We start from the raw sequence: 26,601 nt of genomic DNA on the forward strand, positions 1-26,601 counted from the left end.
TTTTTTTGTTTTTATATCCCAATCCCAAATGGTATCACTTGTTGCTTTTTCAACAATATTATATTTTTCATTGGACTTTAATAAATCTTCATTTATTAAAGTCAATTTTTTTAAATTTTTAAAATTATTATTGTTGTTTATGTTTAATAAATATCTAAAAAACAGTGTAAAAATTGAAATGGATAGTAAAAGAATAATTATAAATTTTACAAATCCAATTTTTTGTTCAAAATATTTTATAAGAAAATATTGGCCAAAAAGAACCAATAAAAGTATAAACAGAAAATAAGCTAGAATTATGTTATTCGATTTATTTTTCATTACTCAAAAATAAAAAAATAAAATAGTAAAACAATCATAATTATATAAAAAAAATCACTTTTTTATTTTATAATTTGATTATAAGTTATTTAATAGTAAACTATTGATTTAATGGTTTTTTTTAAGAAATAAAGTGTACCTTTGCACCTCCTAAAAAAATCACATGGAATCTATTAGAAACATTGCAATTATTGCACACGTTGACCACGGTAAGACTACCTTGGTAGACAAAATCATGTATCATTGTCAACTTTTTCGTGACAATGAAAACACAGGTGACTTAATTCTTGACAACAACGACCTTGAGCGTGAAAGAGGTATAACTATTACATCTAAAAATGTTTCGGTTAATTATAAAGGAACCAAAATTAATATTATTGATACACCAGGTCACGCCGATTTTGGTGGTGAAGTAGAAAGAGTTTTAAACATGGCAGATGGTGTTTGTCTTCTTGTAGATGCATTTGAAGGTCCAATGCCTCAAACACGATTTGTTTTACAAAAGGCAATTGATTTAGGTTTAAAACCTTGTGTAGTTATTAATAAAGTTGATAAAGAAAATTGTACTCCAGAGGAAGTTCATGAAAAAGTTTTCGACTTAATGTTTGAACTTGGTGCTGAAGAATGGCAACTAGATTTTCCAACAGTTTATGGTTCTGCTAAAAACAATTGGATGTCTGACGATTTTAGAAATATTACAACTAATATCGAACCATTATTGGATATGGTAATTGCAAATGTTCCAGCTCCAAAGGTTTCTGAAGGAACGCCACAAATGTTAATTACCTCTTTAGATTTCTCTTCTTTTACTGGTAGAATTGCTATTGGACGTCTTGAAAGAGGTGTTTTAAGAGAAGGAATGCCAATATCTTTGGTAAAAAGAGATGGCAAAGTATTAAAATCTAGAATTAAAGAATTACATACTTTTGAAGGTTTAGGTCGTAAAAAAGTACAAGAAGTAATAGCTGGAGATATTTGTGCTATAGTTGGTGTTGAAGGATTTGAAATTGGTGATACTATTGCTGATTTTGAAAACCCAGAAGCATTGCAAACTATTGCAATTGACGAACCAACTATGAGTATGTTGTTTACAATTAATGATTCGCCTTTCTTTGGTAAAGAAGGAAAATTTGTAACTTCAAGACATATTAGAGATAGATTGACTAAAGAATTAGAGAAAAATCTTGCAATGAAATTAGGAGAAACTGATTCTGCTGATAAATTTATGGTTTTTGGTCGTGGAGTTCTTCACTTGTCAGTTTTAATTGAAACTATGAGAAGAGAAGGTTATGAATTGCAAATTGGTCAACCACAAGTTATTATTAAAGAAATTGATGGTAAAAAATGTGAACCTATCGAAGAGTTAACAATAGATTTACCTGAACATTTATCAGGAAGAGCTGTTGAGTTTGTCTCAATTCGTAAAGGAGAAATGTTATCAATGGAAGGAAAAGGTGAGCGTATGATTGTAAAATTCAATATTCCATCTCGTGGAATTATTGGTTTAAGAAATCAATTGTTAACGGCAACTGCTGGAGAAGCAATTATGTCTCATCGATATATTGGATATGAACCTTTTAAAGGTGAAATTCCAGGACGTAACAATGGTTCGTTAATATCTATGGAAAACGGAAAAGCAATTCCTTATTCTATCGATAAATTACAAGACAGAGGTAAGTTTTTCGTTAATCCAAACGAAGAAATATATGAAGGTCAGGTAATTGGTGAGAACTCTCGAAGCGATGATATGTGTATTAATGTTACTAAAGCTAAGAAACAATCTAACGTGCGTTCATCAGGAAATGATGAAAAAGCAAGAATTATTCCTCCAATTATTTTCTCTTTAGAAGAAGCTTTAGAGTACATTCAAAAAGATGAATATGTAGAGGTTACTCCAAAATCTATTCGTTTAAGAAAAATCTATTTGAACGAAACTGATAGAAAAAGATATAAATTATAAATTCAATTTATATAAATTTTTAAGTATAAAAAAACCATCAATGAAAGTTGATGGTTTTTTTTATATGAATTTTAAGTTTATCTCTTCAAACTAAAATGTCCTTTGGCGCTTCTGCCATCATCAAATTTTATGTTGAACCAATAATCATCAGCAGGAGCAAAGTTGCCATTAAAAGTTCCATCCCAACCGTTTCCAATTGGGGATATTTGTTTTATTAATTTTCCGAATCTATCAAAAATATAAATTATAGAATCTGAATAAATTTTTTCATTTGCACCTTTTATATTCCATGTGTCATTGTATCCATCACCGTTTGGAGTAAAATATACTGGAACACCAAGCACAGAGATTTCTTGAGATACAACACCACATTCATTCATGTCTTTAATAAAAACGGTGTGAATTCCCATAGGAACATTAGTGAAAAAATTAGAGGTTTGAAAACCTTCTTCATAATCTAAACTATAAACATAATCGCCAACTCCGGTAACAATTACTTCAACAGTGTTGATATCAACTAAATCTATAATCTCTATATTTTGAATGTGTGCAATATCTGAAGCTATAACTTCTATAGTTTTTGTTCTAAAGCATCCATTACTGTTAGTTACAGTTACAGTATAAGTTCCGCCAGTATTTACTGTTAAAGAATATGATGTTTCACCAGCAATTAGAGTAGAATCTAAAAACCATTGATAATTATAATCAGTAGTTGGTGTTCCGTCAAGAATTCCAGCATCTATAGTTACTGTAAAAGTTGGAAGATTGGTACAAACTAATTCTTCGCCAGTTAATTCAATTTTTGGAACTGGAAATACAATAAAAGGAATTGTATAGCTTGCAAAACATGTTGTGTTTATTGGATTTGTAATTGTAACTAAAACGTTTTGATTGGAAGTGGTAAAAGGATTTGGAAGCGATGTATTATAAATTGTTCCATCTTCTAGTGTATATTTTATTTCTAATCCAGTTTGACCATTTAATAATAATGAAGTAAAAGTTGTTGTGTCAAAATTTATAAATGTGTCTTGGTCTAATGGATTAGTTTCATCATCACATACATTAACTAAACTTAAGTCTAACGGAAACACTTCTGGTAAATCATCAACAATAAATTGAAAAGTTCCTGTTTCTTTACATGGTGCGTCAACAGCATCGGTTTCATTATTTTTTATTGTTACTGTAATTATTTGTGAAGTTGTAACCGAATATGTTGGTGGAAATGGTGATGTAATTGGATTACCAGATTGGTCAACATAAGATATTGTTTTATTAGTTTGACCATTTAAAATTGTTGCTTCGAGTGAAGAAGTATTAAAAACAAATATTCCATCGTGATCATCATCACATTCTCTAATAACATTTGCTGTTCCAACTGCATAAATTGTTGGTAATTCTTCTACAATTAAATTAAATGTTCTAAAACCAAAGCAATCATTGGTTGAAGTACTTTCAACACGTGCATAAATTACTTGTAAATTTGGATATCCAATATTTCTATAATTTGAAATTTGAGCTGCCGGAATTGCCAATGAATTTCCAGAAGCATCAGTTTCTGCAAGAAAATCGGCTTCGTTTTTATAATAATTTAAACTATATGAACCTGGAGGAAGCGCTGCTAGTAGGAAAGGAGTAACAGAACTAAAATCGAAAGAAGAAATTCCGTCTCTATCATCATTAATTGCATCTAAATAGTCATCACATTTAACAAAATCTGAAACTTGAACACTGTTTGGGATTTGTGTTACTGAAACAATTAAATTCATAGTACATACTCTGTAACAACCATTTGAATTTTCTACTCTTGCATATACTGTTGTATTTGGAGTTGTAAAAGCAATTGGAGCTGCAATTAAAAAAATTGGATTTTCATTATTTGCAGCGGCAAGATTTGTATAATATGTAAAAGTTTCTAATAAATAATTTGAAGAGATTACATTATTTTTTTGAGTTAAATTGAATGTTGAAATACCATCAGTATCATCGTCACATTGCACTAAAGTTATTGGTGATGTTATAACTGGTAATGCATAGGTTGTTAAAATTGCATCTGCAGAAGTTAATCCGCAAGAATTTCCGTTTTTATTTAAAACTACTCTAAATTTATGTCCACTCATTGTTGGTGAAACAGTTGATATTGTTAAAGTAATTGTTGTTACTCCAGAGTAAGTAGCATTATTTGTAAGATTTGACCAAACTGATCCACCATCGGTAGAAATTTGCCACTGGTAACCATTTACAGGATTTGTAACTACGGTAAAAGCTGCGTTTTGTAGTTCGCAAGTAGTAATATTTTGTGGTTGATTATTTATTATAATTGGTGCAAAAATAATATAATTAGGATTAGGAGTTGTATAACCTGCACCACTTGTAACCAATCCATTTGAATTTACAATAACGGGTAAATTTCCTAAAATCCCATCATTGTTTGGATCTAAAAAACCAGCTTCAATAACATCATTACATCCATCATTATCAGTTTCTAAATCTATATAATTGTTTAATAAATCGGCATCTATATTAGAAAGTGTGTAATTTGAAATTCCATTGTCTAATGTGGTTTCTAATGAGTTAGAATATCCATTTGTGCCAAAATTTGTACCGTCAACAATTCCGTTATTGTTGGTATCGTTTGCGCCACTTCCTGATTCTGCCAAATCAAAAATTCCGTCGTTATCACTATCCAAATCTAGATAATCTAAAACGCCATCACCATCAGAATCTACTGGATTTATTCCATTTACAAATGAATTATCAATACCATCTAAATTGGTATCAGAGTTTGAAATTGCTGTAAAAGTTGAACCTTGAGCTTCATAATAGTCTTGAATTCCATCATTATCTGAATCTAAATCTAATTGATCTGGAACTCCATCTGTATCGCTATTTTTTGGAACACAACTTGCAAAAAACTTCAAACTCACTCTGTTTGCATCACTATCTAAAAGATTTATATGAGTAAAACTAATGGATGTTGATAGATTAGTTAAAAATTTAAAAGTTCCTGTTCCTGCTGGTAATGGAGTTGTATTGTTAAGAATAAATCGAACTTCAAAGGATGAAAATTGAGTTACTCCACTTTCGTAGATTCCGTCATAATTGGTGTCAATCAATAACTGATTGTCTGGATTTAATACTGTAATTGTTTTATTTATTGGTGAACCAACAATATATTTGGCAGTATCATTTATTAAATCTAAAGGATTTGCAGTTAAAACATAATCAAGTCCGATACTTATTGGTTGTGAAAAGTTTAAAGTATATTTTACAAAATTATCTTTTCCTGGAGCAACTTCAGATACAAAACTTCCATCGCTTGCACCAATAAATGGAATTGGACTTGCTGATGTAGAAGTTGTTACTGTTCCTGTAAATGCATTGTTATAGGTTCCATCTGCAACTATTCCAGAATTAAAATTCAGTAAATTTATATTCTGATTTCCATAAGACTCAACACAATTTATAATTCCATCATTGTCATTATCTAAATCTATATTGTCATTTACTGTATCATTATCATTGTCTGATGCACAAACACTTACAGGAATGTCATCAGAAAAAAGATTTATTCCGCAAGCAGTAAGTGTTGCTTTTACTTTGTAATATCCTGGAAGTGTTGGAGAATAGGTTGCAGATGTTGCTCCAGAAATTGCAACATTATTAAAAAACCATTGATAAATGTCAAAACCACTCAATGTACTTACTTCTAATTGCACATTAGGAATACAATTTGACTGAGAAATATCTACTTGTTGAAAAGTTACTTCGGGTTTAAACACAAATCCAGAATAATATCCACCAAAAGTTGCTGCACCGTCACTTCCATAAGCAGTTAAATATAGTTGACCTGTTGAAAAAACAGAAACATTTCCTGTAAATCCAGAAATTGTATAACATTCATAGTTTGCATTTCCTATAACAGCAGTTGGGCCAAAAGTTACAATTCCTGCAGGCAAAGTTGCTAAAGTATAAGAAACTGAGTTTATCATAAAAGTTAAAACCGACGCAGTTTCGGTAGTAATTGTAACTCTTCCGGTAAAGTTTCTTGTTCCTATTTTTTCTATATAAGGAATATTATCTATAACTTTTGGAGTTTGACAACTTAGTGGCGGAACAAAAAACATTTCTTGATTTGCTTGATCTGTCCTAATGTTATCTCCAACACTTTGAAATGCAAAAATATCTTTTGAAGCTGTTACATATAAATTTCCGTTGGCAGAATAATCGGTTCCAACTAATCCTACATATTCTCCAGCATTTAATGTGTAACTTAATGTAGTGCTTCCGTTTAAGAAAATTTCGGTATTGTCTTGGTCTGCAATTAATAGAATTCTTTCAACATTTGGTAATCCTGTACTTTTAATAAAAATATATTCAGAACCTGTTCTTTCTGCTGATACAATTTGATCAAAACCTAAATCTAAATTAGACATTTCGCCATTTGTACCACCATAAGAACCACAATTTACTGCAATTGGTTTATCAGATGTTACTAATGAGCCAATAAGCGCATCACGATTTGCGGCTGTTGGTCCGGTTACTGCCATTACAAAACTTTCACCTGCATTTAAAACAATATTTGAAGGTGTATTTCCTGCTGCTGCATTATTTATTAAAACGGCACCAGTTTTTATGTCATCAAAAGCTACAGTTGTATTATTTTCTGTTGCTAAAATTGAAACAAAAGTTAAATTATTTGGACTAAACGAAGTTGCAAGAGTATTGATAAAACCTCCAATTCTAAAATGTGTTCCCAATGCTGCCAAACCTTTAGAAGTTATTTGACCAGCTTGATTTCCGTTTCCTGCAATTACTCTTGCGGTTACATAAACAACATCTTCTGCTTCAATAATATATCCTCTGTTGGTTAATATTGAATTCATTTCTGCTTCGGTAACGTGAAATTGTGTAAAAAGACCAAAGCCAATATCATGAACATAGGGAATATCTCTAGATACAACTCCACTAATAGTTGCTCCACCAAGTTGTTTTATTACAAAATTTACCGGTGTAACACTTGGAGTTGAAATGTATAAAAGTTGTTCTTCTGCTTGCACAGCATCTGCTCCTCCAACTGGTGGGATATAGTGCGTTTTACTAAACTGTGAAAAGCAATTAATTGACAGTGAAGCTATTAGTATTAATAATAAGGTATTCTTTTTCATTGTATAAAATTAGTAAAAAAATTACAATTTTATCTTTTTAATGAAAAATTTCCTTTAATTGTTTTACCATTGTTTAAAGTAAGTACAAACCAATAATCTGTTGATGGTAATTCAAGTTCGTTTAATGTACCATTCCAACCTTGTGAATATTCTGTATATGAAATGATTAGCTTTCCAAATCTATCAAATATAGAAAGTTTAGAATTGCTTAAATTGATAAGATTTTCAATTTTCCAAAAGTCATTTATTCCGTCACCATTTGGAGTAAAATACCTTGGATAATCAAGAATTATGAATGATTGTTGAACAATTCCACAAAAATGAATATCTTTAACATAAATAATATATTCGGCAGGAAAAAGAGAAGTAAAAACAGAATTTGCTTGATAATTAACTCCATCAATAGAATATTCATAATCACCTAAACCTGATAAAATTACTTCAGCTGAATTATTTAATCCATTGAAATCAATAACATTTATCGAGGTTATTGTTGCAATTCCAGAAGCTAAAACTTCAAATCTTTTTGTTTTTTCACAACCATTGGCATCAGTTACAGTTACTAAATATATTCCTGGAACTGTTATAGTTGTACTATTATCATTATCACCATTTGTCCAATTATAGCTAGAAAAACCAGTTGCAATTTCTAAATTTATAGGTGATAAATTGCATAAATATAAAATTGAATCTTCAAAATTTGGCGGATCAAATGTGTTTACATTTAATTCAATTGGAAGAATACCATAACAATTAATTCCGTCAAGAATTTTTACATAAATAGTTTCAAGATATGGCGTTGTAGTTGTGTAATTTATATTTATTGGATAGTTTGAAGCGATAGCATCATTTTCAGATAAATAATATGCTAATGTTAAACCAGAAGGTAAACTGCTTAATAATGGATTTGACACTAATGTATCTAAATCAAATATTGTAATTCCGTCTTGTGTATCATCACTATCACAAATAAAAATTGGATTAATTGCAGAAATTGAATTATTAGGAATTTCTAAATTTATAGTTGCATAACTAGAACATCCATAAGTATTTTGAGCTTTTGCAAATAATTGGTTTGTACTATTATTTAAATAATTTGAAGGATTTAATATCGGATTATTATCTGCTTGAGCATTGGCTAAACTTTCATAATAAATTGGGTTTGATATTTGAGAATTTCCTCCAGTAATTAGTGAATCTAGTTGTGATAAATTGTAAGTTGTTACACCATCATTATCATCATCACATTGAATTAATGTTTGATCAAATAATGTTGGTATGTTTGAATATTCAATATTAATTTCTCCATTTGCAACACATGTTGTTCCGTTTATAGTAACTTCAACTTCATAAAATCCTTGAGAAGTTACTGTATAAGTTGCAGTTGTTTCGCCTGGAATGATAAATCCATCTTTAAACCAAGTATAAGTGTTAATTCCTGGTTCGGTTGCGTCTAAAATTACATTTTGACCTTCACATACTGGGTTGTTTGTATCATTTAATCGGTCTTCGCCTAAATCTGTACCAACATCAAAACTGCTTCCTGCTAGAAAAATTGCCGAATCATATCTAATATTTTCTTCGTCTGCAATTACCAATTTTATATGATAGGTTAATCCAGGAGTTACAGCAGCATGTGCTGTCATAACAACAGTTTGTCCATTAAAATTTATTGGATGGACAGAACTGTTATAACTACCAAAATATTCTTCATTTTGAGCCGAACAACCATTTGTACCAGTAATAATTGGATGAACAGAAGTTACTTTTACTGGTGTTGTAGTTGCTGGAATTAGTGCTAAGTTTTGATAATTATCAGAACTTCCTGCAACTTTTAATAAAAATGCAAAACCGTCAGAGTAACGACAAGGTGCTGTTCCTTGGTATTCTTCGGAGGCAAAAATATAATCAAAACTTATTTGGCTAGTTAATGGTGTAAAATCAAATTCTAGTGATGTTGCATTAAATGTTCCTGTAATTCCCAATGCTTGTTCTAAAGTTGCATCACCTTGCCATAAAATAGAACCTTCATCAATTAAATTGTCATTTGGTCCAGCAGTTCTGTTGGCTCTAGAAGTGCTTAAAACTATTCCGTTTGCAAATGGAAAATCTGTTCCAGAATAAGAAAAATAGCCATAGCTTTCTTGACCAGCACTAAAAGTGTCGCCATTTACTAAAAAATTTGAAACTGTTGCACATGGACTATTTACTAAAACATTTTCTACTAATTGTTGAGCGGTGTAAGTATCATCTACAGCAATATTTTGTGCTAAAATTTCAGTATTAGATAATAGTAGAAACAATAAAAATAAAATAATTTTTCGAATTTTCATAGCATCTGCAAAGATACTATAAATCTCGTTTTTTAATAATATAATAGGATAAGAAAATAAAAATAGCTGTCCATACTAAAACTATTAAAATAGAATACCAATGAACACTATAGTCTTTTAAGTTTTGTATTCCTACTTGAGTTCCTATTGACTTTATAATTGCTAATCTTGAAACAGGTTCTACAATTAAATTGCTCATAGATTCTAAAGGCAAAAATTGAGTGAAATTTCTAGCGGTATCACTTTTTGGAAAAACTCTAAAATTTAAAACACCAATTATTATTCCTTCAATAATATTCCATACAAATAAGAAACCTAAAGCAAAAGCTGATTTTTTTACTAATATTCCTAAAAATAAACAAAAAGAAAAGAAACCTAATAATTTAACAAAATAGCCCAAAAGGTATTCCATTTCAGAAAAAACAATGCTAGGTTCATTAAATGAAGAATAAATAAATCCTAAAATTAAAGAAACAAAAAACACAAATATTGCTGAGATTGCTGCAAATAAAGTTACGGTTAGAAATTTTGAAAGTATGAATTCTTTTTTACTCATACCATCAATTAAATTTTGTTTTAATGTTCCATAACTGTATTCGTTTGCCATCATTGATACAATTACAACTGCTAAAAATATTTTAAACCACGAAGCAAAATAAGTGTTAAAGTGCCAAATATATGGAAAATTGAAAATTCCTTGTTCGGCTGCATCAATATGAAATGGACCTAAATCAAATTTTATAGTTGCAATTAATGATAGGAAAGTTAATAAAATAAAATAAGTAGAAGTCAATACTTTACTTGCTTTATTTTTCCAAATTTTTTGTAATTCTATAGAGAGTAATCTTTTCATTGTTATGGTTTAAGGTTTTTTGAAGATTTTTTTTTTACTATTATTTTCCAGTCAATTGCAAAAATTGTTCTTCTAGCGAATGATTTCTTTTTACTAAATGAGTTAAATAAACTGCATTTTGAGCTAAATATTTATTGAGTTCACTAGGTTCAATATTAGTTTTTGATATAATTATAACTTTTCCATCTTCTTCTTTAATTTTATCAATATTTGGATATTTCTGAAGAATATTTATTAGAGATTTATTGTCGTTAGATTTTAATTCGATAATTCCATTTGTCGATGACATTCCGTCAACAGTTCCTGAATATAGAATTTCACCTTTTCTTAAAACCAACACATGCGAACACACTTTTTCTACTTCGTCTAGTAAATGTGATGCCAAAAGTATGGTTGTTCCTTGTGAAGCTATGAGCCGAATAATATCTCGAATTTGATGAATTCCTTGTGGATCTAAACCATTGGTTGGTTCATCAAGAATTAGTATTTCGGGATCATTTAATAATGCCGATGCAATTGCCAATCTTTGTTTCATTCCTAAAGAAAAGGTTCTAAAATTGCTGTCTTTTCTATCTGTCAATCCAACAATTTCTAGTTTTTCTTGAACTTTAGAATAATTTATTCCTTTAATTTTGCACACCAATTCAAGATTTTCCTTGGCAGTCATGTATGGATAAAAATTTGGTCGTTCAATGATTGCACCAACTTTTTTTAAAGCATCATGTGTTTTCAATTTGCCACCAAACCAACTATAATCGCCAGAGGTTTTATTTACAACATTAAGTACAATACCAAGAGTTGTTGATTTTCCTGAACCATTTGGACCAAGAATACCATAAACATTTCCTTTATGAATTTCGAGTGATACATTTTTTACAGCTTGAAGTTTGCCATAATTTTTGTTCAAGTTTTTTATTGATAAGATAGTTTCCACAAGATTTTGATTTTATATAATGTAAGACGTACAAGCAATGGTTTTGTTACTTTTTAATAAAAAATAGTTTTTAAACTAATTAAAAGGAACAATTGTAGGCATTCCAATTTGATAATCAGGAACCGATATATCATTGTTTTTAAAAGAGTTTGTTTTAAAAATATTATTTCCTTCATTGGGAACAGAAGGATAAAATGAAAACGATAATTGAAAACTATTAAAAACTAAATAATCGTTATTTATTAAAATACCTAAACCTATACTTGTATACATTTTTTTGTCAAAAAGTAAATTATTATCATTTCCTACCATTCCAATTGATACATTAAAAAATGGATTAAAGTGAAAACCTTTCCAATTTCCTGGAGAATAAGTTTGAGTTTGAAATGATGCTATCCATTTTTTTGTACCAATAAGTGAACTACTATTAAAACCACCTAATCCATTCGTTTCATTAATATTTAGTCTATCCTTGATGCTTTTATCTCTATGAGTACCAAAAACTACTGTTGGTTTTATAAATTGTCTAATTTTCCAGTTTCCAAAATGAAAAATATTTGTAAAATAATTAGATTCAATTCGCATAGTTGTTTCTTCACTAATTCCGTTATTGATAAAACTACCATATTCAATATTTGCTGCTAAATATCCAAAACTAAAGTAGTTTCCGTAAGCAAATCGAGCACCAAAATAAGCTCTTTTTCTATTGCTTTTGTCTTGAAAACCAGTTGTTAATGAGTAAACTTGACCAAGAGGAACATCTTCTATTGTGCCAAAATTGAATAGATATTTTTCTTCTGCAAATTTTCTAGTTGTTATTCCAATGCTTGTTAAATAAATTTTTTCTGAATTAAAAAATTGTGATTCATCAAAAACTATATTTGGTTTTTCGGAATAATTTATATTTTGAAACCTTAAAGTTGTAACAAAATTGGTTGTTCTATAATTTATAGATTTACCAGGAAATAGTTTAGATGCAAAACCAACCCAATAATTTTGAGTATCTAATTTAAATCTTTGTATTTGATAAACACCAAAGTTACTTGGCAAAGAATCTCTATAAAATCTATTTTCAAAAAAAACTCCACCAGCCCAATGTGTTAATGGAGAATAAAATATTCGTTCTATTTTTGCATTTTTTCTTGTATTATTATAAAAATCATTTTCATAATAAAAAGAAGTATTTATAAAACTATTAGATACATTATTGATAGTATATTTGATACTATTTCCTTTGGCTTTATCATCAAATCTTGTTGAAAAATTATTTTCTAATTCGTGACCAAGCCCCAAAAAATTCCTTTCAGTAATTTCAAAATTTGCTTTAGAACCAGATATTGATCCTGTTGGAATTAACGACCAAGAATCTAGAACTCGTATAGAAATATCAATAGAATCTTTACTATTTTCAATTTCAATAGGTTTGATAATTACGCTTCTAACATAGCGTTGTTTTCTTATAAGTCGTTCTGACTCTTTTACTAGTAATGAATCTAAAGGATTGTTTTTTTTGAATAATAAAAGATTTCTTATTGTAAAGTTTTTAGTTTTTAAATGTAAATGATTTCCAAATTTTTCAACTCCATTATCAGGAACATCATTTTTACTTAATATAGAATAACCAAATGGATCTAGAGTTTCGACTTCTATTTTTCTAATGATTTTTCCTTCATTTAAATCAAAGGAACGTTTTATTAAATCTGGATTTTTTTTATTTTTTAATGCAGCTTTAGCTTTTTTTGGTGTTCTAAACAATAATTTGTGAACAAATTTTGTAAATTTTCTTTTTTTAGAATAATCCTCAATATTTTGATAAACTTTGGTTGAATCTTTTTTTGCAGGCTTATCTTGTGCAGTAATTGTACTGCAAAAGCATATAAAAAGTAAAAAAAAAAGTAAATTTTTATTAAACATCTAAGTTTTATTTTGTTTGTGAAAGATACTATATTTCATTTAAATGCTATTATATCTTTTATGAATTATGTTTTAAAATTATTTCATAAAAAATCCTCAATTGAATTAACAATTGAGGATTAATATTTTATAAAAAAATAATATTAACTTTTTTGTTCTTTATTAAAATAAACAAGATAATAATACATTTGCTTTTCTTCGTCCCAACCTTTTTCTACATATTTTTCAGCACTTTCTGGATTTATAAAATCTAATTTTATTTGAATGTGAGTATCAAGATTTATAACGTTTTTTATTGATCTTCGAGCATCAGTAACAGCAGCATTTGCAATAGGAAAACTAGTTACATCTTCTATACTATATTTTTCACCTCTATCGGCTTTGTAACTTTTAAATTCAGGAATTAGGTCTGGGTTTTCCATGACATCATTCAAGAAAGCAGTTTCTTCAAATTCGTCATTTTTGGCAAAATGGTTTACTGCACGATTCATAAACATAACTTCTTGCTTTTTGTCTTCGGCAGGAAAAACTACTTCTTTGGCAAATTCTTGACAAAATTTTAAATACTTTTTTGTCATAAAATTTTCATCCTGAAAAGCATCTACAGATAAAAAATGTTCTAACCAATAACGAGCATCATACCTGTTACTATCTACAGTCAATATTTTATATCCTTCTTCTTTTTTATAATTAAAAATTAAACAACCTTTATCAAGCTTGTTCAAATTTATTCCTTCTTGAAGAATCATTTCTAAGTTATTGTTTTTTTCTTCAAATTGTAAAAAATCAGTTCGCAATTCACTTTTAAAAATTCCAACTGCATCAACAATGTTGTTATCTATTGAAACATTTGTTAAGTAAGTAATATAAACTTCACCATTCTTGATATGTGGATGATTGGATTGCTCAAAAAGATGTTTTGTAATTTCTTTTGAAATAGCATGAACATTACTAGGGTTTTCAAATACTTGTGATGCAAATTTAAACATTTCGTTATATTCTAAATCTACTTCATGTGCAAATTGATAATAATTTTCTTCTTTTTCACGAAATGATTTAAAGAAATATTCTTTCAATAACGGAACAATTTCATCGTTTAAACTATATGAGTTATCAGATAAATAAATAGATTCGTTTCGGCTTTTATTTCCAACTCTATGGATGGATAAATTTTCTATATGTGCGTTGAATAGGTTAATCATTTTGTGATTTTTTTTAGAATAAAGAAAATAGAATAAAGAACATAGAAAGTTCTTGATATTGCTGCAAATCTCTATTATTATTATGAAGTCTTTTTTCTTTTCTCTATTTTCTTTTCTCTAAGCTAATTCCAATTTTCTTCAAATCCATAATCCTCAAAGCTGTCATCGGTACCAAAAGCATCCAAATCATCTTCGTCTAAATCATCTTCAAATTCGTTATAGTTTTCTTCTTCTTCCAAATCGGCTTGAAAATGTTTTTCCATAGCTTCGGCAGGCATTTCTCCGTGAGAAAACAGTAAACTAGGGTAAATTACACCAGTTTCTAAAGTTTCTTCAACAGCAGCAAGTTCTACAAGAAATGTCCACATATTGATAAAATCATAAACATAAATTATTTTAGTGTTTTCTGTATCAAGAATATCAATTAATTGATAATCGCTCATGATTTTATTTTCTCCAGGAATATCTCCAGCATCAAACATTGGAATTTCATCTTCTTGATTCCAAGTATCATCGCAAGTATAAAATGAAGCAACTTCTAAACCATCAAATCCAAATGCATTAACAATTGCATTGTGTAAATCTTCTAAAGTGTCGTTTTCCAAGATAGCAATATCTCTAAATATGTCTTCTTCTGCATCGAGAATTACTCTAAATTTATAAACCATAATCTAAATTTTAATAAAGCGTCAAAGGTAAAATTTAATTTTAGATTTTAATTTTAGATTTTAGATTTGTTAATAAGATTTTTAATCATTTTTTCAGTTCATCCTTAAAAAATGACAATTCAGTAAAAACAAATTTTAATTTGAAAAATAGTGTAATAATTTTACTTCATCAAAAACAAACTGTTATGAAAGCTTTAATTGCATTTTTATTATTATTACAATCTATTTTTGGATTTTCTCAAACTAAAATTTCAGGAAAAGTTATCAATGAAAAAAACATTCCAGTAATTGGAGCAAATGTTTTTATTGAAGGAACTTATGATGGTTCTACTTCAAATGACAAAGGCGAATTTACTTTTACAACCACCGAAAAAGGAAGTAAAGTTTTAATTATTAGTTTTCTTTCTTACGAAACAATAAAAGCAGTAATTGATATAGAAAGTTATCAATCTAAAGCATTTAAAATTAAAGAAAGTATAAACACACTCGATGTTGTTGTTATAAATGCAGGAACTTTTGACGCAAGTGATAAAGCCAAAGTTACCGTTTTAAAACCATTAGATATAGTAACAACTGCTGGTTCTAATGGCGATATTGTTGCTGCATTGCAAACTTTGCCAGGAACTCAAACTGTTGGCGAAAGTGGACGATTGTATGTTCGTGGTGGAGAATCTGATGAAGTGCAAACTTATATAGACGGAATTAGAGTAGCGCAACCTTATGGTTCTTCAACCCAAAATTTGCCAACTCGAGGACGATTTTCTCCGTTTTTATTTAGCGGAATGTCTTTTTCTACTGGAGGATATTCTGCCGAATATGGCGAAGCACTTTCTAGCGTACTTTTATTAAAAACTACAGACGAAACTACAGAAGAGAAAACAGATATCTCCTTAATGACAGTTGGATTGGGATTTGCAAATACTCAAAAATGGAATAAAAGTTCTCTAACAGTAAACACAGCTTACATAGATTTATCGCCATATCAATTGCTAATTCCTCAAAATGTAGATTGGAACAAACCATTTCAATCATTATCTGGAGAAACCGTTTATCGTTATAAAACAAATCGTGGATTGATAAAAGTTTATGCAGCATTTGACGCATCAAGATTTGATTTAAACCAAGAAAGCATAAATTCTATTGCTAAAACAAGAGTAGATTTAAAAAACAATAATTTTTATTTTAACACATCATATAAAGGAAGTTTTGGTACCAATTGGCAATTAACATCTGGTTTGAGTTACGGAATTGGAAACAACAAAATTGGTTTAGATTCTGACAAAGTAAACAATTCAGAACATGCATCTCACTTGAAATTGAAATTAAGAAAAACAATTAACGACAAAATTAAATTGTCTTTTGGAGCCGATTATTTTAATACAAAATTTAATGAAAACTTCAATTCAACATTCATTAGTGGATATAATTCGAATATTATTGCAGCATTTGCAGAAGCAGATATTTTCTTTTCTAAAAAATTAGCAATAAAAACCGGATTTAGAGTTTTTAATAATAATTTGTTAAACGAAACTGCAATTTCTCCAAGAGCATCAATTGCTTATAAAGTTAGTAAATCTAGTCAGTTTTCTTTTGGTTATGGCGAGTTTGAACAAGCACCAAAAGCCGATTATTTAAAGTATAATTCTAATTTTATAAACGAAAAGGCATCACATTATATTTTAAATTATCAATACAATAAAGATAAACGAACATTTAGAAGTGAAATTTATTTAAAAAATTATAAAGATTTAGTAAAATATGATACAGAAACTTCAATGTTTAATAGCAATTATAATAACAATGGATTTGGATATGCTAAAGGTTTAGACATTTTTTGGAGAGATGGAAAATCATTTAAGAATATAGAATATTGGGTTTCCTATTCATACATCGATACAAAACGTGATTACAAAAATTATTCAAGCAATGTTACACCCAGTTTTGTAGCAAAAAACAACCTTTCGATTGTAACTAAATATTGGATAAGTGATTGGAAATCTCAAATTGGATTCGCACATTCGTTCAATTCAGGAAGACCTTATGATAATCCTAATGAAATGGTTTTTATGAATTCTAAAACTAAGATGTATAACAATTTAAGTTTCAATTGGGCTTATTTATTATCACCACAAAAAATTATATATTTTTCTGTAAATAATATTCTTGGTACACAAAATGTTTTTGGATATGAATATGCTAATTCGCCAGACACAAATAATGTTTTTCAAAGAAAGGAAATTACACCAACCGCCGATAGATTTTTCTTTGTAGGTTTCTTTTGGACAATTAGTGATAACAAAAAAGACAATCAGTTAAAGAATTTGTAATTGTACTAGAATAAAATAATAAATCTAATTGTTACATTTCATCCATAAAAATTTACAATTCAGTAAGTAAAAGTTTTGTAGCAATTTTTATCAAACTAAATTTACATCAGAATTAAAATAGAAAACTAAATAAAATAATAAAAAAATATTAATTTAAAATTTAAAAATCATGAAATCAAATATTCGCGAAAACCAAAAACCAATTAAAATTATGAATACTAAAATTATCACAACATTCGTATTATTAGTAGCAACAGTTTTATCTGTAAATGCACAACAATTTGAACAAGGAATGGGAAAAGCATTAGCTACTTGGAAAGAAGGAAACGCTACAGAAGCATCAGCTTTATTTGAAAGAATAGCAGCAGCCGAAAAAACAAATTGGTTACCAAATTATTATGTAGCTTTAGTAAATACTACTGAAGCTTTTAATCCATCAAACAGTAAAAATGCTTCGGCTTTAATCAACAAAGCACAAACAGCATTAGATTCTGCAACCTTATTAACACAAAACAATCCAGAAATTTTTATTATGCAAGCCATGATAAATACAGCTTGGATAGTTCAAGATCCAATGACAAACGGAATGAAACTTTCGGCTCCAACAATTGAACTATATGAAAAAGCTTTAGCATTAGCTCCAGAAAACCCAAGAGCAGTTTTCGGTAAAGCAGATTTTGAAATTGGTGGAGCCCAATATTGGGGAACAGATACCAAACCAATGTGTGAACAAGTTGCAAAATCTATTGAATTATTTGCTAAATTTAAACCAGAAACACCATTTCATCCAAGTTGGGGTTTAAATAGAGCTCAAGAAACATTAAAAACCTGCGGAAAATAATTTTGTTTTAAATTAAAAAACAAGAAAAAATGAATAGACTTATAAAAGAATTACCAAGAGCTATTTTTATTTCAATATCAATTTTTATTGTATTGTTGATAATAAGAATGATGACAGGAGTTAAAATTGAATTAAATAATGGTTTGTTAATTAATTTTGGATATTCAATGCTCTATGGTCTTTCTTTATATTATGCTAATGCATTAGTATTTATATATTTAGATAAAATTTTTAAAACAGAACGATTTACTCAAAAGAGAATATTAATTGGTTTTTTATCTTCATTTTTTATTTCTGTTTTTGTAATTTTCTTATTAAGAATTTTTGAAGATGTGATTATTGAGAATAAAACTTTAATAGAATTTTTAAGTAAAGAAACTATGGCTAACTATGTAGTTTCCATTCTTATAACATTTTTTGTAACGATATCTTTTCATGCTTTTTATTTCTATAAAGCTTACAATGAAAACAAAGTAAAAGAACAAAAGATAATTGCTGGAACAGCAAATGCTAAATTTGAAAGTTTAAAAAATCAAATCGATCCACATTTTCTTTTTAATAGTTTAAATGTGTTGAGTTCATTAATAGAGGAAAATCCCGAGAATGCTCAAAAATTCACCACTTCCTTATCTAAAATTTACAGATATGTTCTTGAACAAAAAGATAAAGAATTGGTTAGCGTTCAAGAAGAATTGAATTTTGCAAAAACGTATATGAATTTATTAAAAATGCGGTTTGAAAACAGTATAAGCTTCGAATTACCTGAAAATTATGATAATACAGAAGCAAAAGTAGTTCCACTTTCGTTACAATTATTATTAGAAAATACCATTAAACACAACGTTGTAAGCGAACAAAAACCATTGCAAATTAAAATTTTTGTAAAAGACAATTTTCTAGTTGTAGAAAACAATTTTCAAAAGAAAGAAGTTTTGCAAAATAGAAGAGGAGTTGGTTTACAAAATATAGTAGAACGATATAAATTATTATCAGAAAGAAAAGTTTTAATAGAAGAAAAGGAATCTTATTTTAGAGTATTGATTCCAATTTTAACCAAACAAGTTGCATTTATGGAAACTAAAAATGTTTACAATGAAAATAGGGCTTTTGTGAGAGCAAAAGAACGTGTAGAAAAACTAAAAGGTTTTTATGGAAATTTAATTTCCTACTGTTTTGTAATACCAATTTTAATAATAATAAATCTTAATTCGTCTAGCTTTCAATGGTTTTGGTTTCCTATGTTGGGTTGGGGAATGGGTGTTGCTTTTCATGCTTTAGAAACTTTTGGATACGGAAAATCTTGGGAAGAAAAGAAGATTCAAGAAATCATAAATAAAGAAAATAATGTAACCAATAAATGGAGTTAATTATGGAAACAATAAATAAATCTAACGACGAAATTCGTTACAGTGAAGCACTAAAACGAGTAAAAAAAATAAAAGGATTTTACACACATTTAATTGTTTATTTGGTAATAAATATAATGATTGTAATTGTAAATATTCAAAACCTAAATGATGGTGAAAGCTATTTTAAATTAGAAAATTTTATGACAGCTTTCTTTTGGGGAATTGGTTTAATTGCACATGCACTTTCTACTTTTGTGCCAGGAATGATTTTTGGTAAAAATTGGGAAGAGAAAAAAATTAATGAAATGATGGAAAAAGAGAAAAATAATAAATGGGAATAATTATAAATTAATACTATTTTTAAAACATGGAATTACTTTTTAAAATTTTACTTTTTGTTCATGTTTTTGCAGGAGCAATTGGCTTAGTAACTGGCACACTAAATATTATAAGAAAAAAAGGAGATAAAAAGCATAAATTAATTGGAAAATTTTTCTTTTTTAGTATGATAATAAATGGAGTTTTCGGAATGATTATGACCATAATTCATCCAAATTTATTTTTGTTTATAATTGGAATTTTTACAGTTTATATGGTTGCAACAGGTCAACGTTATTTATCTTTAAAAGGAGTTTCAAAAGGTCAAAAAGTTCTAAAAATAGATTGGTTTTTAAGTTTTACAATGTTATTCTTCGGAATTGGATTTATAATTTATAGTATTCTTTTATTTTTAAAATCTAATACTTTTGGCTTTGTTTTACTAACATTTGGATTAATAAGTGTATTGATGGTTTTATCAGATTTTAAAAATTATAAAGGAAAAAGTAAAGATAAAAATGTTTGGTTATTAGTTCATATTCAAAGAATGACAGGAGCATTTATAGCTGCTACAACTGCTTTTCTTGTTGTAAACAATACTTATTTGCCACCAGTAATTGCTTGGCTTTTACCTTCAGTTTTAATAGTTCCTTTAATCTTTATTTGGTCTAAAAAACATAAAATTGCAAAATGAATATAATTATTATAGAAGACGAAAAACCTGCTGCACGATTATTGCAACGTAAACTCGAAAAATTAAATATAAATGTTGAGGTAATGCTTCATTCTGTAGAAGAATCTATCAACTGGTTTTCTACTAATATTCATCCAGATTTAATTTTTCTAGACATTCAATTATCTGATGGATTATCATTTGAGATTTTCGAAAAAATAAACATTAAAAGTGCTGTAATTTTTACAACTGCCTATGATGAATATGCTTTGCAAGCTTTTAAACTAAACAGCATTGATTATTTATTAAAACCAATTGACGAAGAAGAATTGCAAGTTGCTGTTTCAAAATTCAAAGAACGTTTACCAAAGAAAGAAACCATTCAACTAGATATAGATCAAATAAAAAAAATGTTTGCCAATCCTACAGAAACGCATTTTAAAAAACGTTTTACAATAAAATTGGGGCAACAATTAAAAATGATAAATATTGAAGATGTAGAATGTTTTTATAGCGAAAATAAAGGAACATATTTACATACTTTTGAAAACAGAAACTACTTGTTAGACAATACATTAGAGCAATTGGAAGCAGAATTAGATCCAAAAGATTTTTACAGAGTTTCTAGAAAATTTATTATACCAATGAAATCAATTAAAGAAATTCAAATGCATTCTAATTCTCGTTTAAAAGTTGTATTACCATCCTATAAAGAAGATGATGTAATTGTTTCAAGAGAAAAAGTTACCGATTTTAAAACTTGGTTGGGATAAAAAAAACCATCAAACGATTTATATTTTGATGGTTTTTTTTCATTTTTTTTGAATTTGTTATTCAAATAATGATTTAATTTCTTTTTCGGTTTTACCCAATTTTTCTTGCAATTTACCCCACATTTCTTGCTCTTTTCCTTCTTAAAACATCAAATCATCGTCAGTTAATTCTGCAAATTTTTGTTTCATTTTTCCTTTTAGCTGTTCCCAGTTTCCCTTAATTTCAGTTGAATTTGGCATGACTTTAAAATTAAATTAATAATGTATTTTATTTTAATTCAAATTTCGTGAATTAGAAGAAACAATAGTTTTAAAATTTAGATAAAAAATTACATAATTAAACGATAAATTGTTTTCTAATACCAATTATAATAATTATCAAAGCTGTATAAATTATAAAAAATGGAATTATAAATTCGATATATCCCAAAGGCAACATAATAGCAATTATTAACAATTGAAATACTAGGCCATATACTGAAAGCAGTGTCATAAACCAGTTTGGAAATGTTTTTACTTTATAGGCATCTTGATCTAAAAAGTGAATTATTTTATCAAAAATCCCATAAACTAATTTATAAATTTTAAACAAAATATTGACTAATTTTTGATTTTCACCATGTAATGCTTTTGGAGTTTTATATTCAAAAATTTTACTTGTTGAATCTCCACCAACTGATTTATTTCTTAGAATTACATAGTAATAATTATAAAGCGTTCCTTGCAATTGAAGTCCAACAAATGCTAATAATGTCATCCAAATTGTAGTTTTAGAAACATACCAAATTGCCAATAAAAACAATAAATTCAGAATAATATCAAATATACTATCTAAATATCTTCCAGAATAAGAAGGTTTGTTTTTTAATCTAGCCAATTCGCCATCGGCAGCATCAATTCCAGATTTTAAAATAATAAAAAATCCGGCTAATAAATAGTGAGTATTTAAGATGAAATAAATTGCTATCAAACCAGAAATTCCAAAAAGCAACGTAACATGAATAGGAGTGAAGCGTGTGTTTTTTAAAGAATTAGCAAGAATTTTTCCAAAAGGTCTTCCATAATCCGATAAGTCAAGAAATTTATCTTGAGCAGCAAGTTTTGACATTTAAAGTTAGTGAGTGTAACTGCGACAATATAGTCTGATGGCAAATATAGTTATAATTGTGTTTTTTTACTTTTAGATTCTAAAATCATATAAAATTGAAATCCAAATAACAATGTTGCTATTACAATATGAATTGTTTGTGTTCCAAAAGGAAAATCTAAATAATACATTGAAATTCCAGATATAATTTCAAGAATTAATAAAATCAACACCCAATTCATTTTATTGAAACCTAAATTTAGTTTTCTATTTCTTAAATAAAGATAAATAATTGTTAGAAAAACTACAATCGAAAAACTGCGATGAATATAAAATGATACACTTGGGTTTTGAAGCCATAAAATTTTAGGCAATCCAGTTTCTGAAATAGTATCAACATATTCTCGAACTGTAGTTCCCAAAATTATTTGAATGATGGTGAATATTAATGCAAAAATTAATATTAAATTAAATTTATTATCATAAATCATTATTTTTTTAATCTTTCTAGCAGAATAAATTAGAATTAACTGAAATGCTACAATTATTAATGCAACAAGCATGTGAGTTGTAATCTTAAATGGATTTAATACAGAATCAACTACTGTTTTTCCTAACCAAGCTTGAAAACCCATTAAAACACAAATTAAAAAAGCTAGAATTAGAAGTTTTTTATTTTCTTTCCAAAACCAAAAAGAGATAATAAATGTTATAAAACAAGCTATTCCGGCAAGTGCTCCAAACAATCTATTTATATATTCAACCCAAGTATGAAACGGATTGAAAACTGCATAATCATGTTTTGTATATTTCTCCCAATTAATTATTTCGAAGTTTTTGGATGCAATAAAATCTTTTTTTGCTACAAGCAAAGTTTTATCTTTTATAATTACTTGTCCTTTGTTATACTCTTTTCCAACAGCAAATAATAATTCTTTTTCTTGTGTTGGCGGAATATAATATCCAAAACATTTTGGCCAATCTGGACAACCCATTCCAGAACCAGTCATTCTAACTAAAGCTCCTGCAATTATTACTAAATAGACCAAAACTAAAGATGTTTTTGCAGATTTTGTAAAGTATTTTTTCATTTTTAAACGTCTAATCCTATTTATTTTTTGTAAAATTAAGTATAAAATTAAGATATACAGAATAACATTTGTTAATGATTTATTTATTTTCTTGTCAAGTTGTCAAATAAAATTTATATTTGTTGTAATAAAAGATTAAAGTTATGAAAACGATGACAGTTGGCGAATTTAAAACTCATTTTTCTGAGGTAATTGAACAAGTTAAAAAAGGTGAAGAAATTGCAGTTACGTATGGTAAGAAAAAAGAAATTATTGGATATTTTAAACCCAAAGTGAAAGCTTTAAAACTAGAAAGAAGTGTTGGATTGTTTGATAAAATGGAAGGATATTACATGGCTGAAAATTTTTGTGAAACAACTGAAGATGAGTTTCCAATAAACGATTTACCAATATGAGTAATTTTTTATTAGACACACATGTAGTTTTGTGGTTGTTATTTGATGTTGATAAAATTCCAAATTCAACTTTGCAGAAAATTAAAAATTTAGATAACGAAATTTATATTAGCGCTGTAAGTTTTTGGGAAATTTCTATAAAATATTCTTTAAATAAGCTTGATTTAAATAAATTAAATGTTTCAGAACTACCACAAATATTTAAAGAACAAGGTTATAAATCATTGCCATTAAATGTTGATGATACAGCTTCTTTTTGGGAATTGAAATTAGTTTATCATAAAGATCTTTTTGATAGAATTTTAATTTGGCAAGCCATAAAAAATAATTTTACATTAATTTCTAATGATGTAAATATGAGTCCATACAGAACTGAAGGTTTGCAATTATTATGGTAATTATTGCTGAATTTTCAATCCCATTTTTTCGGCACGTTTCACTACTAAATCATATGCAGCTTGATAATCGTTAGGAATTTTTCCATCAAGAATTGCTTCTTTTACAGCTTCTTTTAAAACTCCAATTTCTCTTGATGGTTTTAAATTAAATAATTCCATAATTTGTTCTCCGGTAATTGGAGGTTGAAAATTTCTAACATGATCGCGTTCTTCAACTTCAATAATTTTCTTGCGAACAATATCAAAATTATCATGGTATTTTTTAAATTTTTTAGGATTTTTAGTAGTAATATCGGCTTCGCAAAGTGTCATTAAATTATCAACATCTTCTCCTGCATCAAAAATCAATCTTCGAACAGCCGAATCAGTAACAACATCTTCTGCCAAAATTATTGGTCTAGAACTCATTGTAACCATTTTTTGCACAAATTTCATTTTGTTATTCAATGGCATGTGCAAACGTTCAAAGATTTTTTTTGCCATTTTTCCGCCAAGAAATTCGTGTCCGTGAAATGTCCAACCTTGTTTATTATTGAATTTTTTGGTTGGTGCTTTTCCAATGTCGTGCAATAATGCTGACCATCGCAACCATACATCATCGGTTGTCGGACAAATATTATCTACAACTTCTAGAGTATGATAAAAATTATTTTTATGTGTATGACCTTCAATTTCTTCAACATTATTTAAAGCAGTTAATTCTGGTAAAATAATATCTAAAAGTCCAGTTTTGTATAAAAGTAAAAATCCAATAGAAGGTTTTTCGGTTAATAAAATTTTATTTAATTCTTCTACAATTCGTTCTCCAGAAATTATTTTAATTCGATGAGCATTTTTTGTAATTGAGTTTAATGAATTTTCTTCAATTGTAAACTTTAATTGTGCAGCAAATCGAATACCTCGTAACATTCGTAAAGGATCATCAGAATAAGTAATGTCAGGATTTAATGGTGTTTTTATTATTTTATTTTTCAAATCTGTAAAACCATCAAATGGATCAACCAATTCACCATAATTTTTTTCATTTAATGAAAAAGCCATTGCATTTATAGTAAAATCTCTTCGATTTTGATCGTCTTCAAGCGTTCCGTTCTCTACAATAGGGTTTCTACTTTCTTTATTGTAGGATTCCTTTCTTGCTCCAACAAATTCAATATCAATATCTTGAAACCTTAACATTGCTGTGCCATAAGTTTTAAATACTTGAACTTTAGGTTTTTTAGGAAGCAGTAAAGAAACTTTTTGCGCCAATTCAATTCCAGAACCAACGGCAACAATATCTATGTCTTTTTTAGATTCTTTTTCTAATATAAAATCGCGAACAAAGCCACCAATAACATAACTTTCAACGTTAAGTTCTTGACTTGCTTGTGCAATTATTTTAAATATTGGATTGTTTAATGCTTTATTGTAATTCATTTATTTTCTTAAAACTTTAACCTGAGAATCATTAGTCAATTTAATAATTGTAGATGGTTTTCCAGCAATTCTTTCGCGATGCAAATTTACAACATAGTCAACACCTTTCACAATTTCGGGATTAATATCTTTAAAAGCAATAGGAGTTGGTTGACCAGAAATATTTGCAGATGTAGAAACCAACGGTTTTTTCATTCGTTCTAATAGTTTAAAACAAAAAGGTTCTTTTACAACTCTAATTCCAAGTGATTTATCTGCAGCAATTAAATTAGCAGCAACATTTCTTGGATTATCAAGAATTAATGTAGTAGGATTTTCTGATAAATCCATAATTTGCCAAGCTACTTCTGGAATGTCTTTAAAAACATTATACATCATTTTTTCGCCATTCATAAGCACAATCATACTTTGAGTTTCGGCACGTTTTTTTAAGGCATAAATTTTTGCAACTGCCTCAACATTAGTAGCATCGCAGCCAATTCCCCATACGGTATCTGTTGGATATAGAATTATTCCTCCGTTTAGAATTACTTCAAATGCTTTTTGAATTTCTTGATTTATATCTTGCATTTCTTTATTT

The 26,601-nt window shown here is 28.1% G+C and carries 21 protein-coding genes; 9 read left to right on the forward strand and 12 right to left on the reverse strand.

Annotation, left to right across the window (positions count from 1 at the left end):
• Positions 1-484 precede the first annotated feature (484 nt).
• Positions 485-2,281, forward strand: coding sequence for a translational GTPase TypA (gene typA / locus ACH2BO_RS00555; RefSeq protein WP_395042809.1), 1,797 nt, complete (start codon positions 485-487; stop codon positions 2,279-2,281).
• 77 nt (positions 2,282-2,358) lie between these two features.
• On the opposite strand, the gene ACH2BO_RS00560 is transcribed toward typA, so the two are convergent.
• The 7 genes from ACH2BO_RS00560 to ACH2BO_RS00590 all read right to left on the reverse strand — a co-directional run bounded on the left by ACH2BO_RS00560 (position 2,359) and on the right by ACH2BO_RS00590 (position 15,350).
• Complete coding sequence (locus tag ACH2BO_RS00560; RefSeq protein ID WP_395042810.1) at positions 2,359-7,446, reverse strand: T9SS type B sorting domain-containing protein; 5,088 nt, start codon at positions 7,444-7,446, stop codon at positions 2,359-2,361.
• 29 nt (positions 7,447-7,475) lie between these two features.
• A complete protein-coding gene (locus ACH2BO_RS00565; protein ID WP_395042811.1) occupies positions 7,476-9,779 on the reverse strand; it encodes a choice-of-anchor L domain-containing protein in 2,304 nt (767 codons plus the stop codon).
• 16 nt (positions 9,780-9,795) lie between these two features.
• Positions 9,796-10,632, reverse strand: a complete 837-nt coding sequence (locus ACH2BO_RS00570) for an ABC transporter permease (protein WP_395042812.1) — start codon at positions 10,630-10,632, stop codon at positions 9,796-9,798.
• 40 nt (positions 10,633-10,672) lie between these two features.
• Positions 10,673-11,566, reverse strand: coding sequence for an ABC transporter ATP-binding protein (locus tag ACH2BO_RS00575; protein WP_395042813.1), 894 nt, complete (start codon positions 11,564-11,566; stop codon positions 10,673-10,675).
• Positions 11,567-11,641: 75 nt separating this feature from the next.
• A complete protein-coding gene (locus tag ACH2BO_RS00580) occupies positions 11,642-13,480 on the reverse strand; it encodes a hypothetical protein (RefSeq protein WP_395042814.1) in 1,839 nt (612 codons plus the stop codon).
• A gap of 143 nt (positions 13,481-13,623) precedes the next feature.
• The gene (locus ACH2BO_RS00585) at positions 13,624-14,682 is read right to left on the reverse strand and encodes a nucleoid-associated protein (protein ID WP_395042815.1); all 1,059 of its coding nucleotides are present in this window, start codon (positions 14,680-14,682) and stop codon (positions 13,624-13,626) included.
• Between the two features lie 122 nt (positions 14,683-14,804).
• A complete protein-coding gene (locus tag ACH2BO_RS00590) occupies positions 14,805-15,350 on the reverse strand; it encodes a hypothetical protein (RefSeq protein WP_395042816.1) in 546 nt (181 codons plus the stop codon).
• Positions 15,351-15,535: 185 nt separating this feature from the next.
• Between ACH2BO_RS00590 and ACH2BO_RS00595 the strand changes: the two genes are divergently transcribed.
• The 6 genes from ACH2BO_RS00595 to ACH2BO_RS00620 all read left to right on the forward strand — a co-directional run bounded on the left by ACH2BO_RS00595 (position 15,536) and on the right by ACH2BO_RS00620 (position 21,631).
• A complete protein-coding gene (locus ACH2BO_RS00595; protein ID WP_395042817.1) occupies positions 15,536-17,677 on the forward strand; it encodes a TonB-dependent receptor domain-containing protein in 2,142 nt (713 codons plus the stop codon).
• Positions 17,678-17,846: 169 nt separating this feature from the next.
• On the forward strand, positions 17,847-18,518 hold the full coding sequence (locus ACH2BO_RS00600) for a tetratricopeptide repeat protein (RefSeq protein ID WP_395042818.1): 672 nt from the start codon (positions 17,847-17,849) through the stop codon (positions 18,516-18,518).
• 29 nt (positions 18,519-18,547) lie between these two features.
• Entirely contained in the window at positions 18,548-19,885 is a 1,338-nt protein-coding gene (locus tag ACH2BO_RS00605; protein WP_395042819.1) for a 2TM domain-containing protein, read from the forward strand.
• Between the two features lie 2 nt (positions 19,886-19,887).
• Entirely contained in the window at positions 19,888-20,208 is a 321-nt protein-coding gene (locus ACH2BO_RS00610; RefSeq protein ID WP_395042820.1) for a 2TM domain-containing protein, read from the forward strand.
• A 26-nt stretch (positions 20,209-20,234) separates the two neighbouring features.
• Positions 20,235-20,879, forward strand: coding sequence for a hypothetical protein (locus ACH2BO_RS00615; protein ID WP_395042821.1), 645 nt, complete (start codon positions 20,235-20,237; stop codon positions 20,877-20,879).
• Positions 20,876-21,631: a LytR/AlgR family response regulator transcription factor gene (locus ACH2BO_RS00620; protein WP_395042822.1), complete on the forward strand. Its 756-nt coding sequence runs from the start codon at positions 20,876-20,878 to the stop codon at positions 21,629-21,631. Before ACH2BO_RS00615 ends, ACH2BO_RS00620 begins: the two co-directional genes overlap by 4 nt.
• A gap of 141 nt (positions 21,632-21,772) precedes the next feature.
• Here ACH2BO_RS00620 and ACH2BO_RS00625 read toward each other — a convergent pair whose 3' ends face one another.
• From ACH2BO_RS00625 to ACH2BO_RS00635, 3 genes are all read right to left on the reverse strand, one after another.
• Complete coding sequence (locus tag ACH2BO_RS00625; protein WP_395042823.1) at positions 21,773-21,871, reverse strand: CsbD family protein; 99 nt, start codon at positions 21,869-21,871, stop codon at positions 21,773-21,775.
• A 97-nt stretch (positions 21,872-21,968) separates the two neighbouring features.
• Positions 21,969-22,739, reverse strand: a complete 771-nt coding sequence (locus ACH2BO_RS00630; protein WP_395042824.1) for a CDP-alcohol phosphatidyltransferase family protein — start codon at positions 22,737-22,739, stop codon at positions 21,969-21,971.
• A 50-nt stretch (positions 22,740-22,789) separates the two neighbouring features.
• Complete coding sequence (locus ACH2BO_RS00635) at positions 22,790-23,809, reverse strand: heme A synthase (RefSeq protein ID WP_395042825.1); 1,020 nt, start codon at positions 23,807-23,809, stop codon at positions 22,790-22,792.
• 143 nt (positions 23,810-23,952) lie between these two features.
• On the opposite strand from ACH2BO_RS00635, the gene ACH2BO_RS00640 reads away from it, so the two are divergent.
• Both ACH2BO_RS00640 and ACH2BO_RS00645 read left to right on the forward strand, forming a co-directional pair.
• Complete coding sequence (locus ACH2BO_RS00640; RefSeq protein ID WP_395042826.1) at positions 23,953-24,204, forward strand: type II toxin-antitoxin system Phd/YefM family antitoxin; 252 nt, start codon at positions 23,953-23,955, stop codon at positions 24,202-24,204.
• Entirely contained in the window at positions 24,201-24,602 is a 402-nt protein-coding gene (locus ACH2BO_RS00645) for a type II toxin-antitoxin system VapC family toxin (protein WP_395042827.1), read from the forward strand. Before ACH2BO_RS00640 ends, ACH2BO_RS00645 begins: the two co-directional genes overlap by 4 nt.
• On the opposite strand, the gene ACH2BO_RS00650 is transcribed toward ACH2BO_RS00645, so the two are convergent.
• Entirely contained in the window at positions 24,603-26,021 is a 1,419-nt protein-coding gene (locus ACH2BO_RS00650) for a CCA tRNA nucleotidyltransferase (protein WP_395042828.1), read from the reverse strand.
• Positions 26,022-26,591, reverse strand: coding sequence for an L-threonylcarbamoyladenylate synthase (locus tag ACH2BO_RS00655; protein WP_395042829.1), 570 nt, complete (start codon positions 26,589-26,591; stop codon positions 26,022-26,024). It lies immediately after the preceding gene.
• Positions 26,592-26,601 lie beyond the last annotated feature (10 nt).

The organism is Flavobacterium sp. (assembly GCF_043773265.1).
GTDB lineage: Bacteria > Bacteroidota > Bacteroidia > Flavobacteriales > Flavobacteriaceae > Flavobacterium.

Excerpts from the sequence above, each read along its gene's own strand:
- typA (WP_395042809.1), top strand. The coding sequence starts at position 485 with ATGGAATCTATTAGAAACATTGCAATTATTGCACACGTTGACCACGGT.
- ACH2BO_RS00560 (WP_395042810.1), bottom strand. The coding sequence starts at position 7,446 with ATGAAAAAGAATACCTTATTATTAATACTAATAGCTTCACTGTCAATT.
- ACH2BO_RS00565 (WP_395042811.1), bottom strand. The coding sequence starts at position 9,779 with ATGAAAATTCGAAAAATTATTTTATTTTTATTGTTTCTACTATTATCT.
- ACH2BO_RS00570 (WP_395042812.1), bottom strand. The coding sequence starts at position 10,632 with ATGAAAAGATTACTCTCTATAGAATTACAAAAAATTTGGAAAAATAAA.
- ACH2BO_RS00580 (WP_395042814.1), bottom strand. The coding sequence starts at position 13,480 with ATGTTTAATAAAAATTTACTTTTTTTTTTACTTTTTATATGCTTTTGC.
- ACH2BO_RS00585 (WP_395042815.1), bottom strand. The coding sequence starts at position 14,682 with ATGATTAACCTATTCAACGCACATATAGAAAATTTATCCATCCATAGA.
- ACH2BO_RS00590 (WP_395042816.1), bottom strand. The coding sequence starts at position 15,350 with ATGGTTTATAAATTTAGAGTAATTCTCGATGCAGAAGAAGACATATTT.
- ACH2BO_RS00595 (WP_395042817.1), top strand. The coding sequence starts at position 15,536 with ATGAAAGCTTTAATTGCATTTTTATTATTATTACAATCTATTTTTGGA.
- ACH2BO_RS00600 (WP_395042818.1), top strand. The coding sequence starts at position 17,847 with ATGAAATCAAATATTCGCGAAAACCAAAAACCAATTAAAATTATGAAT.
- ACH2BO_RS00605 (WP_395042819.1), top strand. The coding sequence starts at position 18,548 with ATGAATAGACTTATAAAAGAATTACCAAGAGCTATTTTTATTTCAATA.
- ACH2BO_RS00610 (WP_395042820.1), top strand. The coding sequence starts at position 19,888 with ATGGAAACAATAAATAAATCTAACGACGAAATTCGTTACAGTGAAGCA.
- ACH2BO_RS00615 (WP_395042821.1), top strand. The coding sequence starts at position 20,235 with ATGGAATTACTTTTTAAAATTTTACTTTTTGTTCATGTTTTTGCAGGA.
- ACH2BO_RS00620 (WP_395042822.1), top strand. The coding sequence starts at position 20,876 with ATGAATATAATTATTATAGAAGACGAAAAACCTGCTGCACGATTATTG.
- ACH2BO_RS00625 (WP_395042823.1), bottom strand. The coding sequence starts at position 21,871 with ATGCCAAATTCAACTGAAATTAAGGGAAACTGGGAACAGCTAAAAGGA.
- ACH2BO_RS00630 (WP_395042824.1), bottom strand. The coding sequence starts at position 22,739 with ATGTCAAAACTTGCTGCTCAAGATAAATTTCTTGACTTATCGGATTAT.
- ACH2BO_RS00635 (WP_395042825.1), bottom strand. The coding sequence starts at position 23,809 with ATGAAAAAATACTTTACAAAATCTGCAAAAACATCTTTAGTTTTGGTC.
- ACH2BO_RS00640 (WP_395042826.1), top strand. The coding sequence starts at position 23,953 with ATGAAAACGATGACAGTTGGCGAATTTAAAACTCATTTTTCTGAGGTA.
- ACH2BO_RS00645 (WP_395042827.1), top strand. The coding sequence starts at position 24,201 with ATGAGTAATTTTTTATTAGACACACATGTAGTTTTGTGGTTGTTATTT.
- ACH2BO_RS00650 (WP_395042828.1), bottom strand. The coding sequence starts at position 26,021 with ATGAATTACAATAAAGCATTAAACAATCCAATATTTAAAATAATTGCA.
- ACH2BO_RS00655 (WP_395042829.1), bottom strand. The coding sequence starts at position 26,591 with ATGCAAGATATAAATCAAGAAATTCAAAAAGCATTTGAAGTAATTCTA.